Origin of the sequence: Marinobacter fonticola, assembly GCF_008122265.1 — a bacterium.
Lineage (GTDB): Bacteria > Pseudomonadota > Gammaproteobacteria > Pseudomonadales > Oleiphilaceae > Marinobacter_A > Marinobacter_A fonticola.
On the sequence record NZ_CP043042.1, the window covers coordinates 1,102,156 to 1,119,107 of the forward strand.

General features: G+C 57.0%; 17 protein-coding genes. 10 read left to right on the forward strand and 7 right to left on the reverse strand.

Annotated elements, in window-relative coordinates:
• Positions 1-47 precede the first annotated feature (47 nt).
• Positions 48-407 (reverse strand): hypothetical protein, encoded by a 360-nt coding sequence (locus FXO11_RS04905; RefSeq protein ID WP_148861850.1) that lies wholly within the window; start codon positions 405-407, stop codon positions 48-50.
• A gap of 381 nt (positions 408-788) precedes the next feature.
• On the opposite strand from FXO11_RS04905, the gene FXO11_RS04910 reads away from it, so the two are divergent.
• On the forward strand, positions 789-1,670 hold the full coding sequence (locus FXO11_RS04910; RefSeq protein WP_148861851.1) for a sugar nucleotide-binding protein: 882 nt from the start codon (positions 789-791) through the stop codon (positions 1,668-1,670).
• Positions 1,671-1,861: 191 nt separating this feature from the next.
• On the opposite strand, the gene fabB is transcribed toward FXO11_RS04910, so the two are convergent.
• Positions 1,862-3,076 (reverse strand): beta-ketoacyl-ACP synthase I, encoded by a 1,215-nt coding sequence (gene fabB / locus FXO11_RS04915; protein WP_148861852.1) that lies wholly within the window; start codon positions 3,074-3,076, stop codon positions 1,862-1,864.
• A gap of 246 nt (positions 3,077-3,322) precedes the next feature.
• Here fabB and FXO11_RS04920 point away from each other — a divergent pair, with 246 nt between their 5' ends.
• Positions 3,323-4,174, forward strand: a complete 852-nt coding sequence (locus FXO11_RS04920) for a fructosamine kinase family protein (protein ID WP_148861853.1) — start codon at positions 3,323-3,325, stop codon at positions 4,172-4,174.
• Between the two features lie 85 nt (positions 4,175-4,259).
• Here the strand turns inward: FXO11_RS04920 and lipA are convergent, their stop codons facing one another.
• Both lipA and FXO11_RS04930 read right to left on the reverse strand, forming a co-directional pair.
• A complete protein-coding gene (gene lipA, locus FXO11_RS04925; protein ID WP_148861854.1) occupies positions 4,260-5,303 on the reverse strand; it encodes a lipoyl synthase in 1,044 nt (347 codons plus the stop codon).
• Positions 5,304-5,454: 151 nt separating this feature from the next.
• A complete protein-coding gene (locus tag FXO11_RS04930) occupies positions 5,455-6,324 on the reverse strand; it encodes a LysR family transcriptional regulator (RefSeq protein WP_148861855.1) in 870 nt (289 codons plus the stop codon).
• A 204-nt stretch (positions 6,325-6,528) separates the two neighbouring features.
• Here FXO11_RS04930 and FXO11_RS04935 point away from each other — a divergent pair, with 204 nt between their 5' ends.
• Positions 6,529-7,272 (forward strand): Crp/Fnr family transcriptional regulator, encoded by a 744-nt coding sequence (locus tag FXO11_RS04935; RefSeq protein ID WP_148861856.1) that lies wholly within the window; start codon positions 6,529-6,531, stop codon positions 7,270-7,272.
• A gap of 363 nt (positions 7,273-7,635) precedes the next feature.
• Positions 7,636-8,493, forward strand: coding sequence for a VWA domain-containing protein (locus tag FXO11_RS04940; RefSeq protein WP_148861857.1), 858 nt, complete (start codon positions 7,636-7,638; stop codon positions 8,491-8,493).
• Between the two features lie 472 nt (positions 8,494-8,965).
• On the opposite strand, the gene FXO11_RS20255 is transcribed toward FXO11_RS04940, so the two are convergent.
• Entirely contained in the window at positions 8,966-9,139 is a 174-nt protein-coding gene (locus FXO11_RS20255; RefSeq protein ID WP_168203127.1) for a hypothetical protein, read from the reverse strand.
• Positions 9,140-9,289: 150 nt separating this feature from the next.
• Between FXO11_RS20255 and FXO11_RS04945 the strand changes: the two genes are divergently transcribed.
• The 6 genes from FXO11_RS04945 to FXO11_RS04970 all read left to right on the forward strand — a co-directional run bounded on the left by FXO11_RS04945 (position 9,290) and on the right by FXO11_RS04970 (position 14,327).
• On the forward strand, positions 9,290-10,018 hold the full coding sequence (locus FXO11_RS04945) for a HupE/UreJ family protein (RefSeq protein WP_148861858.1): 729 nt from the start codon (positions 9,290-9,292) through the stop codon (positions 10,016-10,018).
• A 9-nt stretch (positions 10,019-10,027) separates the two neighbouring features.
• Complete coding sequence (locus FXO11_RS04950; RefSeq protein ID WP_148861859.1) at positions 10,028-10,618, forward strand: hypothetical protein; 591 nt, start codon at positions 10,028-10,030, stop codon at positions 10,616-10,618.
• 42 nt (positions 10,619-10,660) lie between these two features.
• Positions 10,661-10,993: a DUF6488 family protein gene (locus tag FXO11_RS04955; RefSeq protein ID WP_148861860.1), complete on the forward strand. Its 333-nt coding sequence runs from the start codon at positions 10,661-10,663 to the stop codon at positions 10,991-10,993.
• Between the two features lie 85 nt (positions 10,994-11,078).
• Positions 11,079-12,053: a CDF family Co(II)/Ni(II) efflux transporter DmeF gene (dmeF, locus tag FXO11_RS04960; protein ID WP_148861861.1), complete on the forward strand. Its 975-nt coding sequence runs from the start codon at positions 11,079-11,081 to the stop codon at positions 12,051-12,053.
• 103 nt (positions 12,054-12,156) lie between these two features.
• Entirely contained in the window at positions 12,157-13,284 is a 1,128-nt protein-coding gene (locus tag FXO11_RS04965) for a heparan-alpha-glucosaminide N-acetyltransferase domain-containing protein (protein ID WP_202980289.1), read from the forward strand.
• On the forward strand, positions 13,245-14,327 hold the full coding sequence (locus FXO11_RS04970) for a serine hydrolase (RefSeq protein WP_148861862.1): 1,083 nt from the start codon (positions 13,245-13,247) through the stop codon (positions 14,325-14,327). The genes FXO11_RS04965 and FXO11_RS04970 overlap by 40 nt, the downstream gene beginning before the upstream one ends.
• Positions 14,328-14,340: 13 nt before the next feature.
• On the opposite strand, the gene FXO11_RS04975 is transcribed toward FXO11_RS04970, so the two are convergent.
• Positions 14,341-15,723 (reverse strand): L-serine ammonia-lyase, encoded by a 1,383-nt coding sequence (locus FXO11_RS04975; RefSeq protein WP_148861863.1) that lies wholly within the window; start codon positions 15,721-15,723, stop codon positions 14,341-14,343.
• Positions 15,724-15,911: 188 nt separating this feature from the next.
• Positions 15,912-16,856 (reverse strand): sodium-dependent bicarbonate transport family permease, encoded by a 945-nt coding sequence (locus FXO11_RS04980; RefSeq protein ID WP_148861864.1) that lies wholly within the window; start codon positions 16,854-16,856, stop codon positions 15,912-15,914.
• Positions 16,857-16,952 lie beyond the last annotated feature (96 nt).

Consider the following 16,952-nt stretch of genomic DNA (forward strand, 5'->3'; position numbering starts at 1 on the left):
ATGTAGGCATGATCCGCGTGGAACCCGCCGCCCCACGCGAGAGCCGATTAACGGCTGGTTTCCGGCTCGAATATAATCTCCTCAATAAAGTCGAGGATCGCCGCCAGGCTTTTGTCGTCCAGCTTCTTAAGGACTTTGTGGATCACCATCTTGCTGCCCTTGAGCATGCTGCTGATGCCGACTCTGGCCATGCCCATCAGCATGCCGCTGGCGTTTAGGCGGCGCAGCGGTTCCAGAAAGAAAAAATCGAGTCCGTTTTCGGTCAGTTCGATAATCAGCGCGTACAACTCATCGATGGCGTGCTTGTCGGCCTTTCCGCGGTTACGCAAATCTTCAACGGTAAGCAGGGCCTTATTTCTCAGGGCGTCGGGAATGGGGGCAACGATATGACTCTGTTGTTTCAGCATGTAGAATCCTGTTTCGGTTTCCGGATTGATTAGCCTGGAACGACTGTATTGTGATATAGCATAAGTCTGTTTCGATGGTGCGTATCCGGCTACTCCTTTCACTGCAAATGTCACCTTGCGGGGTACGAATTAACCGAAAGGCACACTAGAGCCCTTATTCTATTCGGGGCTGAAATCGGACCATTGGCTGTAGCCGTCTACTCTGCCTGTCAACAGAGTGAGTCGACGGTTCCTGACCGACTGAAGGGCCATTGAGTTAACGGTCAGTTCAATGGCATGCTGCCTGGGCAGCATCGCGATGTTCCCTGTAGCGTCAGATTACAGTTTTTGGCTTTCAACGACAGTTGTGGCTTCCAACGATAACGGAGCGAATGAGCCAGCGTGAATGTTCTTGTTGTACATGATTACGGTCCCTTGGGCCGCTTGGTCCTGGAGAGCCTAAGAGAGACGTCTTTGCCTATCCGTCCTTTGCTGATTAGCAAACCGGATGGCGTGGACATTTCTGCGCTGGAAGACTGGATTCCCGAAGATACCGATCTGATCGTCAATACGTTCTGGCACAACGATCCGGAACAGGCAGAGCGGGATCCGGAAGCCATCCGCCAATGGACCTTCTCTATCCCCATGGCGTTAGCCGAGTATGCCCGCGGCAGGGATATGGCTTTACTCCAACTCTCCACGTGCTATGTCTTCGATGGGCGCAAGCAGAGCGCTTACATCACCTCTAACCCCGGTCAGCCATTCAGCCAGCTTGGGAATTGGCAGTGGGAATCCGAGCAGGCGTTGCGCACGGTACTACCGCGTCACATGATTCTGCGCACCGGCTGGAGTCTGGATCGCTTTATCCGCAAGATTTCCGAGTCGACTAAGGGGGCAACGCAACTGGAGCTGTCGAGCCGCCATCGTGGCCAACCGGTGGCCATGAAGGATCTGGCCCGGGTGATTCGTGCGTTGGTGATGCAAATCGATTGCGGTGCGGAAGTGTGGGGTACCTATCAATACGCCGGCGCCGAAGAGATCAGCCAGTACGAACTCGGGCAAGCTATCGTAAATGCGCTGCCAGCCTTGGAGGATGTCCACGTCGTCGACGGCGTGCCGGCATGGGCGCGTCTGGAACCGGAGAATACCACGCTAGGCTGTATCAAGATCCGCAACACGTTCGGCGTTAAGCAGTTGCCCTGGCGTAATCGCCTAAAAGAAGAGTCCCAACTGGCGGCTCACCCTACCGAAGTCGCTTCGCCGGACCGCAAGGTTACGACCTGAATCCTGCCTCGGCCCTGTTTTGGCCAATCCTCAAGAGCTGAAGCTACACGGTGGCTACTCGCTTTGAGTTCGCACAGTGGACGTGCGTTCGCCTATAGATCGCCTTTAGATAGAATTTTGGTCCGTTCTGTCGACGTCTTTAACGGCGAAGCCCATCTTGGATCGGACTTCGCCGCTTTCAAACGGGACTGTTAGCCCTCAGCGCGCTGGAATACCAGTGACGCGTTGGTGCCTCCAAAACCGAAGCTATTGGACATTACCCGGTCCAGATGGGCTGATTTCGCCTCTGGTCCGACAATCGGCATATGTGCAATTTCCGCATCCGGGGAATGGTAATTGGCGGTTCCGCTGATGTAGCCGCCTTTCAGCATTAGCAGCGAGTATATGGCCTCATGGACGCCCGCTGCGCCCAGGGAGTGGCCAGACAGGGACTTGGTGGAAGAAATGGCCGGGATGTGCTCACCGAACACGTTGCGCACGGCCTTCATTTCCGCCACATCGCCAACCGGTGTACTGGTGCCATGGGCGTTGATGTAGTCGATCTTGCCTTCAACGGTGGACAGCGATTGATTCATGCAACGTTGAGCACCCTCGCCGGACGGGGCCACCATGTCATGACCGTCGCTGGTAGCGCCATAGCCCACCAGTTCGGCGATAATCGGCGCGCCGCGCTTGATGGCGTGTTCCATCTCTTCGACCACCAACATACCGCCACCGCCGGCAATCACGAAACCATCACGGCCGCTATCGAAGGGTCGAGACGCGGTTTCGGGCTTGTCGTTGTACTTGGTCGAGAGCGCCCCCATGGCATCGAACAGCATGGTTAGCGTCCAGTCCTCTTCCTCTCCGCCGCCGGCAAAGACGATGTCCTGCTTGCCAGCCTGGATTTGCTCCATGGCATGGCCGATGCAGTGAGCGCTGGTGGCGCACGCGGATGACATGGAATAGTTCACGCCGCGGATCTTGAAAGAGGTGGCCAGACAGGCGGACACCGTGCTGGTCATAATCCGTGGCACCATGTAGGGGCCAATACGCTTGACGCCACGCTCGCGCATAATGTCCACGGCTTCCACCTGGCTGGCGCAAGAGGCGCCGCCGGAGCCTGCAATCAGGCCGGTACGGTCATTGGATACCAGGCTGTCGTCGAGCTTGGCCGAAGTAATCGCTTCCTGCATGGCCAGGTAGCTGTACATCGCAGATTGGCCCATGAAGCGCCGCGACTTGCGATCGATGGCGGATGTATCCACGTCCACCGACCCCGAGACCTGGCTGCGAAAGCCCTTGTCCCGATAAGTTTCGTTGAAGCGAATACCTGAACGGCCCGCTTTCAGGCTGTCGTTGACTTCATCGATGTTGTTACCGAGGCAAGAAACAATACCCATACCGGTAATCACCACACGTCTCATCGCAGTCTCCATTCGTGACGTGGTATTTAGATTGACCCATTCTAGGCCTTAAAGGGGGATATAAGAAATGTGACCTTGGTCGAGGCGAGCCAGCCAGTGTGCCTCAGCATAAGTTCGTCGCCTCGTAGCGGCCCCAGGCACGCTGACAGACGGGGAGCAGTCGGTTGATGCGCAGATAAACGGGGCCTGACGGCGCCGGACCTATCCGATAGACTTTAAGGGTTTCCGCAAACAGGGAGGACATCGATGATGACGGATCGGGTGTTGCAGGACTTGTTGGCCCAGGCCGGTCTTCCGGACGTCGCCGGCGGCGAGGGTTCGGCGGGCGGGAGCGTCGGTCAGACATCGCGGATAACGCTGGCGGACGGGGGGGAGGTGTTCTTCAAACGCCAGCGCCATGCGCCGGATAATTTTTTCGGTGCCGAGGCTCAAGGCTTACAGGCTCTGGCAAGCACCGGCGCGATTCGTGTGCCCGAAGTGCTGGCTGTCAGCGATGCAGGTCTGCTTCTGGAATGGCTCTCCGGCTCACCAGCGGGCGATTACGCCGAGCGTCTCGGCGAGCAGTTGGCCACGCTTCACGCGCACACGTCGGATGCTTTCGGTTTCGATGGGGATAACTTCTGTGGCCTGACGCCCCAGCCGAATCCACGGATGGACGATGGTTTTGCCTTCTTTGCGCAAGCGCGCTTAGGACATCAGGCGCAACTTGCGCAGCGGCGTGGTCTGCTGAAATCGGCCGACATCAAACGTATTGAGGTAATCTCGGCGCGGCTGTCCGACTGGATTCCGCGCCAGCCCGCAAGCCTGATTCACGGCGATCTGTGGAGCGGCAACATCCACTGTGGCCCGGCGGGGGAGCCCGCCATCATCGATCCGGCCGCACACTACGGATGGGCGGAAGCGGACCTGGCGATGACCACGTTGTTCGGGCGGCAGTCCCCGGCCTTTTATCAGGCTTACGCAGAAGCCTCCGGGCTCGATCCGGATTGGGAGGAGAGGATCCCGCTGTACAACCTCTACCACCTGCTCAATCACCTGAATCTGTTTGGCGGCGGTTACCTGTCGTCGGTGCGGGCGGTATTGGACCGATTTGCCTGAGGCGTCTCTAAATACCAGCTGGTTCAGCTTGGCTAACCATGCGCACAGGTAACAAGGCAAGAGTGTTGACGCAGAACCGAACGCGTTAATCCACGGCCTTAAGCGGGATCAAGTTATCGTCGGACGACTCAGGTACCGCCGGCATGGCCAGGCCCAGGTTGTTCTTCTCGAACACCCGGTCGGCGCGATAACTCGAGCGCACCATAGGGCCGGAGGGCACTTCCATGAAGCCTTTCTCAAGGCCGATGTCCCGGTAGCGATTGAATTCGTCAGGGGTGACGTAACGCTCTACCGGCAAGTGGTTTGGGGTAGGGCGCAGGTACTGGCCCAGGGTCAGGATATCCACGCCGACCGCCCGCAGGTCATCCATGGTTTGCAGGATTTCCTCGTCGGTCTCGCCCAGGCCAAGCATGATGCTGGTCTTGGTCAGCACATCCGGACGGTGCTTCTTGGCGTGTTCCAGCACCTTGAGGGTTTTCTCGTAACCGGCACGCGTATCCCGTACGTAGTGAGTCAGGCGCTCGACGGTTTCCACGTTCTGAGCAAAAACGTCAAGGCCGGAATCCACGACCTTCTCGATAGACTCATGCACGCCGTCAAAATCCGGAGTCAGTGCCTCCACCGCCACTTGCGGTGTGCGGGCCTTGATCGCGCTGACGCACGCCGCGTAGTGGGCCGCGCCGCCGTCATCCAGATCGTCCCGGTCCACTGACGTCAGCACGATGTAGCGTAGGCCCATCAACTCCACTGACTTGGCGGTGTTTTCCGGTTCTTCCGTATCTAGCCAGCCTTTGGGATTGCCCGTGTCCACCGCGCAGAACTTGCAGGCCCGGGTACAGACCGAGCCCATGACCATGATGGTCGCCGTCCCATTGTTCCAGCATTCGCCAATGTTGGGGCAGTGCGACTCCTGACAGACAGTGCTCAAGCGATGTTCGCTAACGTTGCGACGCACTGCGTCGAAGCGCTCGCCACCGGGCATGCGTGCGCGAAGCCAACTCGGTTTGCGGCTGACCGGCGTGGAAGAGGCCTTTGACGAACGTTTGACACCGTCCTTGATGGCCGAGAATCCCTGCTCACTCCGGTATTTTGAGCCACTGGTAATGCGGTTGCTGGCGCCATCAGTCATGAAGAGTGCTGCTCACTGCGGTTTTGGGGAATAGATCCCATTAGGTTAATGAAGCCGACCAAGCCTTACAAGCGGTATACGCCGAATGTCCCACGGTGGACGTCGTTAAAAACCGAAAGCCAGAGCCCAGCTACACCAAGCCAGAACCCTGCTACACCGGCATGACCCAGGGCGACATACCGTCCCGAACGACCGTGCGAAGTCCCTCCATGCCGCGACCGACCGCGCCTGTTTCGTCGTTTTGGGTGGTCACCATGTAGGAGGGGTAAGGAAATGCAGGTGCATTGGGTACGCGGTAGAGGCGTTCTTCCTCTAGCAGGCTGCGGATGGCCCGTTCGCGGAAGTAACCCGCGCCACCAGCGGAGAGGATGTAGCTCAGGCCAAGGGGCCCCATGCCGACGAAGATGCCCGAGCGCTTGAGCGAGGGGAAGGTCTTATCGTGCTGGGCAGAGAATTCCGGCCCCCAATCGACATAGACATAGTGCTCGTTCTCCGCTGTGGCGCCGGAGGGGTCGGTGGTAACCATGATCAGCCGCTCCTCCTCCAGCATTTCCACGACCAGCCCCGGGTGGTACATCGGCGAGTAGACCACAGCGATATCCAGCACCCCACGCTCCACCTTGCCGATCAGACCTGTGGCGTCTCCCACTTCCGTTCGCAGGGCGATCTCCGGACAGTGCTGTCGCATCCATACCAGCCAGTTGAGCAGCAGCGGGTTCCACAGACTCAACTCGCCGCCTACCGAGAGGACATGCTGGTGCTCGGTGGAGACATTCACATCGTGCCGGGCTCGCTCCCAGACCTGCAGGATCGACATCGCCGAGGGCATAAAACGATCCCCCTGGGGCGTCAGCGAGGCGCCGTGTCGTCCACGCTCGAACAGCGCCTGGCCCAGTTGAGTTTCCAGTGAGCGGATGCGTGCGGTTACGGTGGTCTGGGAGATGTTGAGCCGATCGGCCGCTTTTACGAAGCTACCGGTTTCGGCCACCACCAGAAATGTTTTGGCGAGCTCTGTATCCATATTTTTCGTTAAAAGATCATCGTTTCAATGAAAAATTTTGCTTAATAGAAGCAATATAAATCAGTTTTTGTGAGTGATGGCAAGTGCAATAATAGCGAGCTAACGATCTCAGGGAACCTCCGATTAAGTCTTTTGGCTCACCTGAAAGCCAGAAACGCCCAGAGACTTAATCAGAGGTTTCTCAGTTAGGGTGGAGTTATGTAAATGGGCAAACGCGATGATGTTCTCGTTTCATCTGCCTCGCAGGTTCTGAACCAGCCGTCCTCATCACCTTGTTTAGCCAATGAAATTCCCGAAGCCTATGCCTGGGCCTCCCAGGAATCCGGCGAAGGACGGGTGCGGGCGGTTCGCAACAGCTTGGCTAGGGTGTTGGGTTGGGGAATGCCCGATAGGCTTTCCCGCTCCCGGCGGCAACGCCTCGATGAGATGGTTGCGCTATTCGAACATCGTTCCTACGGCGCCGAAGTCAATCTCGAGACCCGAAACCAGACCTGGCAGCGCATCTACCTGATGGAGTACGGCGTTGCACGGCTTTATCGTAAGAACGACGAAGGCCGAGTCAGCATCCACCATTTCTTCGACGAGGGCAGCGCCATCTGGCCGGTCTTTGCCCGAACGCGCTCCGAGCGCAATACCCTTTGCCTCACCACGGTTACGCCATGCACCGTCTGGGAAGCCGACTTTCGCCCCTTCCGCGAGCTGATCAAGCAGGATGGCGATGGTGCTTGGGCGCATTTTGCTCTTGCACTGATGGAAGAACTGGCCGAGCGATCAACCATGCGCGAGTTCGAACGCCAGACGCTCAGCGCGGAGGAGCGCTACCAGATCATGGTGCGCGACTATCCGGAACTGGTGGAGCGGGTGCCGGATTACCAGCTCGCCGCTTGGCTGGGTGTGGCTACCGCCACGTACTCCCGGCTCAAAAATGGTCGTAGCCGCCGCCACTAGCTTTTTGCCAGGAGACGTCGGTCCTCTTCCAAGCCATTGCTCTATAGGTCCGCTGGACGCATGGCGGACCGATTTCTTTCCCTTCTCAATCCCCTGCACGTTAGCAAATATTCCCACAGAGCAAATGGGCTGCTTGCCAAGAGCTCGTGGCGCTTGTGGCCGTGTTCATCTTGCTTCTGAGTGAGAGTACTGCGTGAGCGTACTGAGTGAGAGCGTCGATTTTATTTACATGTGGCGATGCAGCGCGGCTTGTAATGTTTCGTTAACAGATTGGTTGTAGAACTGAACTCGCTGACTGGCTTGACAATTGCTTCATCCGGCGCGAGCCAATGACGGCTCATTTTCAATTTACAGGGACGCGTTATGTCGACATTCAGAAAGATGTTCTTTTCTTTGGCAGTCACGCTGATGGCTGTTATTTCCACCCCCTCGCAAGCCGTAATTCTGACTGATATCGTCATGGTGGTTGACGAGTCAGGGTCGATGGGGAATGTCCAGGCAAACCTTCGCAGCAATATTGGCAAGTTTGCGTCGATTCTATCTGCAGGAGGTGTGAACGCGCGCTATGGTTTGGTGGGTTATGGGAGAAGCGACGTTGTTCCCAGAATGCTAACAGATCTGACCGACCCTTCGGATTTTGCAACCGCGGCCGAATCTCTTGAAACCAGCGGCGGCATCGAACCGGCATACGCAGCATCGGCATTTGCACTAAATGCTCTCGACGAGCAGGACACGCTGTTCAGCTTTCGCTCCAACGCCGTTAAGAACATCATCGTCTTCACGGATGAGCCCTCTAATGGTGACACCTACAGCTATTTCGATGTGGGCACGCTGGGTGGCGATGCCGCCAGCTACTCGGCGATTGATCGGCTGCTGACAGACGAGAGGGCATTGTTTAACGCGGTACTTTCAGGCAGCTCGACCATCGCGTCGCTGGGCGGACTTGCCGAAGATCATGGCGGACAAGTGTTTGACCTGGCTGGCCTGAACACCACGGACACGGCGGTAGTTGAAGATTTTGTCGATGTTTTTGCTAACGCAAAACTGCAGGAGACCATTGATTATTGCACCGCCAACCCAACGGCTCCGGGGTGCGAAGGCAATGGTGGAGGCGGTGGCATAGAAGTGCCTGAGCCGGGCTCCATGGCGTTGTTCGGCATTGGCATCGTCGGTTTGATACTTCGCCGACGCGCTAGCGAACGCAATACTGCCAACGGCTAGGAAGCGTCTTATACAAAGCGTTTTTAGCGGTTTTTTGGGTGAGCATGGTGTCGCGGGACTTGTATCCCGCGACTTCCCCCCCCATCACTTCAGCCTTGCACTCACGTTGGCTTTTTGCGTGGAGCGTTGGTGTCTGACGACATGCCCTGCATGACCGTGTTTCGTCTGAGCAGCCCAGCACCGGTAATAAAACGAACGTCAGCCGGAACAATTGACACCCTTCAACTACGCAAACGTAGAAACGCTAGCGTGTGGGTGACTACCAAACACCAAATTTAATTCTATCGCCAGCCCAAGTTTGGTAGCCTTTCCAGCGTTGCTCCAAATAGATTGAGGTCGCCTTTTGCTCTGCAAACTTCGACAAGCCTCGCTAAAGCGTTTTGCCGTTGTTCTTGCGTCAGCTTTGCTGTTGGTGCTTTTCCGCGGGGGTTGGGCGACCGATCAGTCTTTACACGACAGCGCGCAAAGCCTGTCAGTAAAAGAGTTTATCCAGGACCACGGACACGCTCATCAACCAACGTTGGACCATCTTCACGTGAGCGTCGCGGAACTGACCGACGGTGATCACTTGCTTCTTCATATACTCGGGTCGGTCGACAGCCAGATCGTTCCCGACTTGGTCAGTCCGCCAAACGAGCGCTTTCACGCTAGTCTCATTGCTGGTGAAGCACCGGCCACCCTTCCACCCAAGCCCTCTTTGCTCTATCGCCCACCGAAGGTTGCATAACGTTTCAGGCGGACTTTCGAGGCAGCTTCACTGCCTCCACTGAATACGTTCAATTTCGGAGATAAGCGAATGTTATCGATACCCTTCGTGCGTCGATGGGGCTCGGTTGCAGGACGATCATGCCTGTTCCTGATCCTGACGGCGTTGTCGGCTGGCCTAGCATCTAGTGCCATGGCCCACGGCGTTGAAGAGGGCGATGCTCTTTTCATTGAGCAAGCTACCGGTGCTCAGCTCTTGCCCTTTGTGTATTTGGGAGCCAAGCACATGGTAACCGGCTACGACCACCTGCTGTTTTTGGTCGGCGTTATCTTTTTTCTCTACCGCATGAAAGACGTGGGGATCTACGTCACGCTGTTTGCAGTCGGACACAGCGTCACATTGCTGTACGGCGTGCTGAGCGAAACGCACGTTAACCCCTACCTAGTAGATGCCATCATCGGCTTATCTGTGGTGTACAAGGCGCTGGATAATCTCGGTGCATTCCGGCGCTGGTTCGGTTTCCAGCCCAATACAAAGGCCGCTGTGCTGATCTTCGGTTTCTTCCATGGCTTTGGCTTGGCGACGAAGCTGCAGGATTTTACGCTCTCGGAAGAAGGTCTGGTTGCCAATATCCTGGCTTTTAACGTGGGTGTGGAAATCGGCCAGCTGATTGCGTTGGGTGCCATCCTGATAGTCATGAACTTCTGGCGCCGAAGCGATCTTTTTATCCGCCAGGCCTTTGCAGCCAACGTCGTGCTGATGACCACCGGCTTCATGCTGATGGGCTATCAGATCACCGGCCTTGCCATCGTTTCCTGAGGAACAACCATGAAAGATATTTCCACTATGGACCGCGACGGTCTGCCCTCCAATAGAAGCCTTATCAAGGCCACAGTAATCGCTTTTGTGGTCGGCTTTCTGCTTCTGCTCACTGCTATCCTGCCGGCGGAGTACGGTATCGATCCAACCGGTCTCGGCGGGGCCATGGGCCTGACGGCGCTAAGTCAGGCCGATACCTCGGAAAAGCAGGCAGTGGCTAACTCAACGAATCTGCTGGACTCCATTGCTGCCGGCCCCGTACAGAAATCACAAGACGTGATGCGTAGCGACACGCTCTCGGTGACCTTGCCGCCAAACCAAGGCGCTGAGATTAAGGCAAAGATGAGCGCGGGCGATCAGTTCGTTTTTACCTGGGAGACCGACGGCGGAGTGGTGAACTTCGACATGCATGGCGAGCGTCTGGATGCGACGGATGAGTTCACCAGCTTCTGGGTCGGACGGGACCAATCCAGCGCAAATGGCCGCTTCGAGGCGCCTTTCGAGGGCACCCATGGCTGGTATTGGCTTAACCCAACGTCGGAGCCGCTCACCGTAACCGTACGTGTCAGCGGTTTTTATGAATCGCTTTATCGTCCATGAATGTCGTACCCCGTTCACTCCTTTTTATCGAGAAATAACATCATGAAAAAATTAGTATTTATTGCCGTCCTATTCTTTGCTACCTCTTTCAGTGGGCATCTTCACGCTCATTCCAACCACGGTGCTGCCGAACCGCTCTCGAAAGGGTCGGTCACTGAACGTACCGACTCAGTTAAAAAGCAGCTGGTCGATAGCGGCAAAATTCAGACAGTGTGGTCGGAGGTCGATGCCGATAACGTGCAGAAGAAAGAGACCGAAGCAGGTGTTTTATGGGTCGTGACGTATGAAAATGCCGATGCCGATCCGAATAAACTGTTCATTTTTGTGGATGAGCTCGGCAACGTCGTGACAGCAAATCACTCCGGCGAACTATAGGTTTACTGCCGGGTACAGGCAGATAGGCCTTCCTTTGCCGGAAGCGCGTCTGTCCGTACCTGGCCCATACAAGGAAGGGTTGGCTATGCATCAGCATCACCTTGACAAATGGCAGCATGGCCATCGTTTTGGTCAGGACCAGAAGCGCTCAGGTGAAAAACGCACACTCATCGTGGTTGGCCTGACTCTGGCCATGATGGTTTGGGAGATCGTCGCCGGTATCGTCTATGGTTCCATGGCGCTGCTGGCCGACGGCCTACACATGGGATCTCATGCAGTCGCGCTAGGCATCGCGGTGTTTGCCTACGCCTATGCCCGTAAAAATGCCGGAGATGCTCGTTATTCCTTCGGTACAGGAAAGGTCAACGCGCTAGGCGGGTTCACTGGCGCCGTATTGCTCGCTGTGTTCGCGCTGTACATGGCTGTCGAGAGTGTGGGCCGATTCATCTCTCCTGTGGCCATTTCTTTTGATGGCGCTATTGTCGTGGCGATCGTAGGTCTGGTTGTAAATGGTGTGTCCGCATGGATCTTGGGTGGAGGTGACCATGGGCATCAGCACCACGGGCATGATCACGCACAAGGCCACAATCACAACCACAACCACGATCACGATCACGATCACAACCGAAGGGCAGCTTACTTTCATGTGCTGGCGGATGCATTAACGTCACTACTGGCAATCGTTGCTCTGCTAGCAGGTAAGTATGCCGGTTGGGGATGGATGGACCCTATGATGGGTATCGTCGGCGCGATACTGGTAACCCGCTGGTCTTGGCAGTTGCTCAGAGATACATCGCGGACATTGCTCGACACGCAGGCACGAGACTTAGAGGATGCTATTCACTACGCCGTCGAGAGCGGTGATACCCAGATCAGCGATCTCCATGTCTGGTCCATTGGCCCGGGTATCCATGCGGCTATTGTCGCTGTCGTCGCGCATGCCCCTGAGGCGCCAGGTCTTTACCGGGAGAGAATACAGGCCGAGTGCCCATCGGTAGTCCATATCACCGTTGAGACAAATCTATGCACACATACTGACGACTATCGTAATGCCGCATAGCACATGCGCTGTCGTTCTCAGGATCGGGTCCGAGTTTATAAGCCTGTAAGCCTGATGCCAGCACATGCCTATCAGTAAGTGGGGGATGGACAAGGAGAGTAGAGTGTCACAGCAAACAACAACAGTAGTGGGCGCGCTCCGGATGCCGCCTTCCACGAGTCCCGTAAGCGGCAGGGTGGATGCCATAGATCTGGCCCGTGGCCTCGCGGTGGCACTGATGATCCTAAGCCACGGCGTTAAGGGGTTGCTTGAATACGAGCAGTTTCCGGAGTGGGGGATCGTCCCGATCCACTTGTTGACGAAATTCTCGTCGACTCTGTTTATTCTGGTGTTCGGCATCGCACTGGGCGTTGCTTTTCTGCCCCATGTCCGTACGCCGGAATGGCCGCGCAAGCGGATGAAACTGCTGGTATCCGGCCTGCGGGTATTTGTCTGGTACAAAGTGCTGACTTTTGTCGAGATGTTCCATCTGGGCGAGCCCGAGACGATTATCGATGCCTTGCTGTACCAGACCTTTCCCTCGTTTGTCGAAATTCTCGGGTTCTACGCGATTGCCTTGATGTGGGTGCCCTTTTTCCTGTCGCTATGGGTGAGAATGCCTTTGTGGGCTCGGCTGATCAGCCCGTTGGTATTGATCCTCATTGCCCAGTGGCTGGCTGTCAACTTCGGTTTCTGGGGTATCGTGCCCTTGCAGGCCATTCTGGTGGAGCATGAAGATCTCTACACCTGGGGGCAACTCTCACGCGGACCGCTGATTTTGATGGGGCTTCTGCTGGGCGAAGCGATCCGCTATGGTCTGCCCCGGTTCCGTTTCAGGCTGAGGCTGGTGGGCGCCCTCGCAGGGGCGTCGCTGGTTCTCTTCGGTCTGTTCTTCTGGCTGGCGTGGCCCGATACATACCAAACCTTGGTGGCCGTGGCCAAGAATGCTGGCAAGCACCCGCCCGATCTGACTTTCATGGCCTTCAGTCTGGCGGGCGCTCTGTTATTGCTGGCGCTGTCGATAGCGGGTGGCCGTCGATTGGCCCTGGCGCTCTACCCGATAACCGTCATCGGTAGCGATGCCCTGAAAGCCTTTGTGTTTCACATTTCCGTCATCTTCATAGGCTTCCGTTACCTGCTAGGCTACTGGCACAGTGTTGACTATTCCTATGCGCTTACACTGACTATTTGCCTGATTTTGGGAACCGCTCTATGGATCAAAGTCACCGCCTGGGCCGAAGCCCGGCTCTGACATGCCTGTCGATCTGGCTTTTCGTTGCGATTGCTTACAGTGCTGCCGCGGCATCGGATCCGCTGTGGCCGTGGTCGATAGGCGATCAGATCAAGCAGGTGGATGAGCGCTACGACGGAGAGTTGGGTGTCTACATCCGTGATCTGGATTCCGGCGCGAGTTATAGCTATCGGGCCGAGGAAACCTGGTATCTGGCCTCCACTGTGAAAATACCGGTCGCGGTGACGGTTCTCCAGGCGATTGACGACGGCCGGCTGGCGCTGGGCAGCAAAGTCACGCTACAGCCTCAGGATTTCGTCGACGGCGCCGGGCAGACCAACTGGCACTCTCCGGGAGACCAGGTAGAGATCGCCTATCTACTGGAGCAGATGGTGGTATACAGCGACAATACGGCGACGGATGTGTTGATAAGGACCGTTGGGGTCGACGCCGTGAACGAGCTGGTAAAAAAGCATGTACTGGAGGGGGTTGGTGAAATTACAACGCTCGCGGACGTGCGCCGCCATGCTTACAGCGCCTTCCACGAGAACGCCTTCAATCTGAAATCCGGCGATTTGTTCACCATAAAGAAAAGCGGCAACGGCGATGCCAGGGTGAACGCGTTGGCGAAAGTCCTGGGCGTTTCACGGAACGAGTTCGCGGTGCAAACGCTCGACGAGGCTTTTGCCATCTACTACCACACTGGCCTCAATTCAGGGCGCCTAAGCGCCTACAGCCGCTTTCTCGAAAAACTTGTGAACGGTGACCTTCTCGAGAAAGAGAGCCAAGCGTATCTGCTGAATACCATGGAACGTATCAAGACCGGTGACAACCGGATCGTTGCCGGTCTGCCACCGGATGTCAGTTTCGCCCACAAGACCGGGACCCAGTATCGCAGGGCTTGCAATATCGGCATCGCAACGCATGGAGACGGAGCCTCATCGCAACGGGTCATCATCGCCGTCTGCGCACGCGGGACCCGGAATCTAACGGACACGGAACGGGCCATGCGCCAAGTGGGAGAGGCTATTACCCGGTCTGGGATCTTTAGCGAAAGCGGGTAGGCTGGGGGGACCTTCAGCACTCGATAATGTTGACCGCAAGCCCGCCCCGGGAGGTTTCTTTGTACTTATCCAGCATGTCTCTCCCGGTTTCACGCATCGTGCGCAGAACCTTATCCAAGGACACGTAATGTTTGCCGTCCCCGCGCATGGCGATCACCGCCGCGTTGACTGCTTTTACCGAAGCAATAGCATTGCGCTCGATACAGGGAATCTGCACCAGCCCACCGATGGGGTCGCAGGTCATGCCGAGATGGTGTTCCAGGCCAACCTCCGCCGCATTCTCTATTTGGTCCGGAGAGCCGCCGGTGGCAGCCGCCAGACCGGCCGCGGCCATGGCGCAGGCGGAGCCGACTTCCCCCTGGCAACCAACTTCCGCACCGGAGATTGAAGCGTTCTCCTTACACAGGATGCCGATGGCGCCTGCCGTCAGCATAAAGCAGATAATCCCCTCTTCGTTCGCTTGGGGGCAGAAACCTACGTAGTAGTGCAGGACCGCCGGAATAATACCCGCCGCGCCGTTGGTGGGGGCCGTCACAACACGTCCGCCCGCGGCGTTTTCTTCGTTGACTGCCAGCGCATAGAGATTAATCCAGTCCATGGCGCTTAAGGCAGGCGAGATAAGATCCACTCGTTGCTTGTCGTTCAGCGACTGATAGAGCGAGGCGGCTCTGCGCCTGACCTTGAGGCCGCCGGGCAACTCGCCATCGTTGTGAATGCCATTTTGCACGCAGGCTTGCATGACCTCCCATATGTGCAGGATTTCCGAGCGAATCTCGGATTCCGAACGTCTGACCCGCTCGTTGGCCATCATTACCTCGGCGATCGAGCGTTGGTGGTTCCGGCAGTGCTCCAGCAATGTCTTCACACTGTCGAAGGGGTAGGGCAGCGGTGTGTCGTCTTCGACAATGCGCTCGGCGCCTGTGGCGTTCTCGTCTACAACGAAACCGCCCCCGACAGAGTAGTAAGATTTTTCGCTACAAATCTGCCCTTGCGGGTCGAAGGCGGTGCAAGTCATGCCGTTAGGATGGTAGGGCAGACTATCGTGACGGTTGTATATCAGGTCGTCCCGGACATCGAAGGGAATCGTATGCTCGCCGAGCAGGTGTACGTTTGGCGACTCCTGAAGACGCTCCATACGCGAGGCCACACACTCGGGATCGACCTGGTCCGCCCGCTCGCCTTCCAGGCCTACGATGACCGCGGGCCCCGTGCCGTGGCCTTTGCCGGTGGCGCCGAGCGACCCGAAAAGCTCGACACGAACGCGCGCTACCCGGGCGAGCAGATCTTCCCGCTTCAAGCTCTCGGCAAACCGGCGCGCGGCTTCCATCGGCCCGACCGTGTGAGAACTGGACGGCCCGATGCCGACCTTGAACATATCGAACAGACTGATTGCCACGCGAGACTCTCCCTAACACCTGGGATTAGCGTACACCTGTATTTGGGGTTGGGCTAATGGTGCAGTCGTTGGCTGTGTTCGCCGTTGGCAAAAGCGGCTTTCACGGCGGCGAGGGGGGGAGGCTACTCATACAGGGTGCTGGTGAGCGGATCGAACCGCTCCGATGGTACCCTCCCCAGACCGCTCAGTCAGGATCCCGCAAGCCACTCCCACAGACGATGGTAAAGCGGAATGCCCACCAACACATTAAATGGGAACGTCAGCCCCAGCGAAGCAAGCATCGCCAACCCGATATTGGCCGAAGGAATGGCGGCCCTGACGGCGACAGGGGCTGCGATGTAGGAAGCGCTGGCTGTCAAAGTGGCGAGAATGACGGCGGAGCCCGCAGGCAAGCCAAGCCAGAGAGCCATCATCAGCCCGAAACTGGAGAGGATCGCCGGCGCCGCCAACGCAAATATAACGAGCCGGCCCTGCATGAGCCCCACATTGCGCAGCGTTTCGGCGGCTACCAGGCCCATTTCCAAAAGAAACAGCGCCAGAACACCTTGGAAAGCGCTGGTGTACAGCCCCGTGACGGACTTGCCAGCGTCGGGCCCGTAAAGCCAGCCGATCAGGACGCCCCCGACCAGCAGAATAACCCCGCGATTGGTTAGAGTTTCATGCCACAAACCGGTCGGTTGGCCGGCTTCGGCATCTCGGCTGAAGTGACGGTAGAGCATGAGGCCCAGTAGGATGGCCGGCAACTCGAGTAAGACAAGGTAAAGGGTGACTTGGCCGCCGGTGACAAGCTCGTGAGCTTCAGTATATGCCAGAGCGACGGCGAATGTCCCGGCGCTGACGGAGCCATAATGGGCCGCCAGGCTGGCGCTGTCGGCCAACGACAGCCGCACGAGAAAACGCACGGTAGGGAAGACCAGCAGCGGAATGAGAACGCCCAGCAAGGTGACGCCCAGCAGTTCGATAAGGAGTTGGCCGCTCAGCGCACCGTGTAGCGCCATACCCCCTTTGAGTCCGATGGTCAGCATCAACAGCAGGCTCAGAATATCGTAGGCTGCCTTGGGAATGGTCAGGTCAGACCGAACGACGCCGGCGACCAGACCCAGCAAAAAAAACATGACGACAATATCCGGCATAACTGACTTCCTCGCGTAATTAATAACCGCGCCACTGTAGCCCGTCGCCATAATTGATAAAAATAAATAAAATATTTAGAGAAATAGATAATTGGC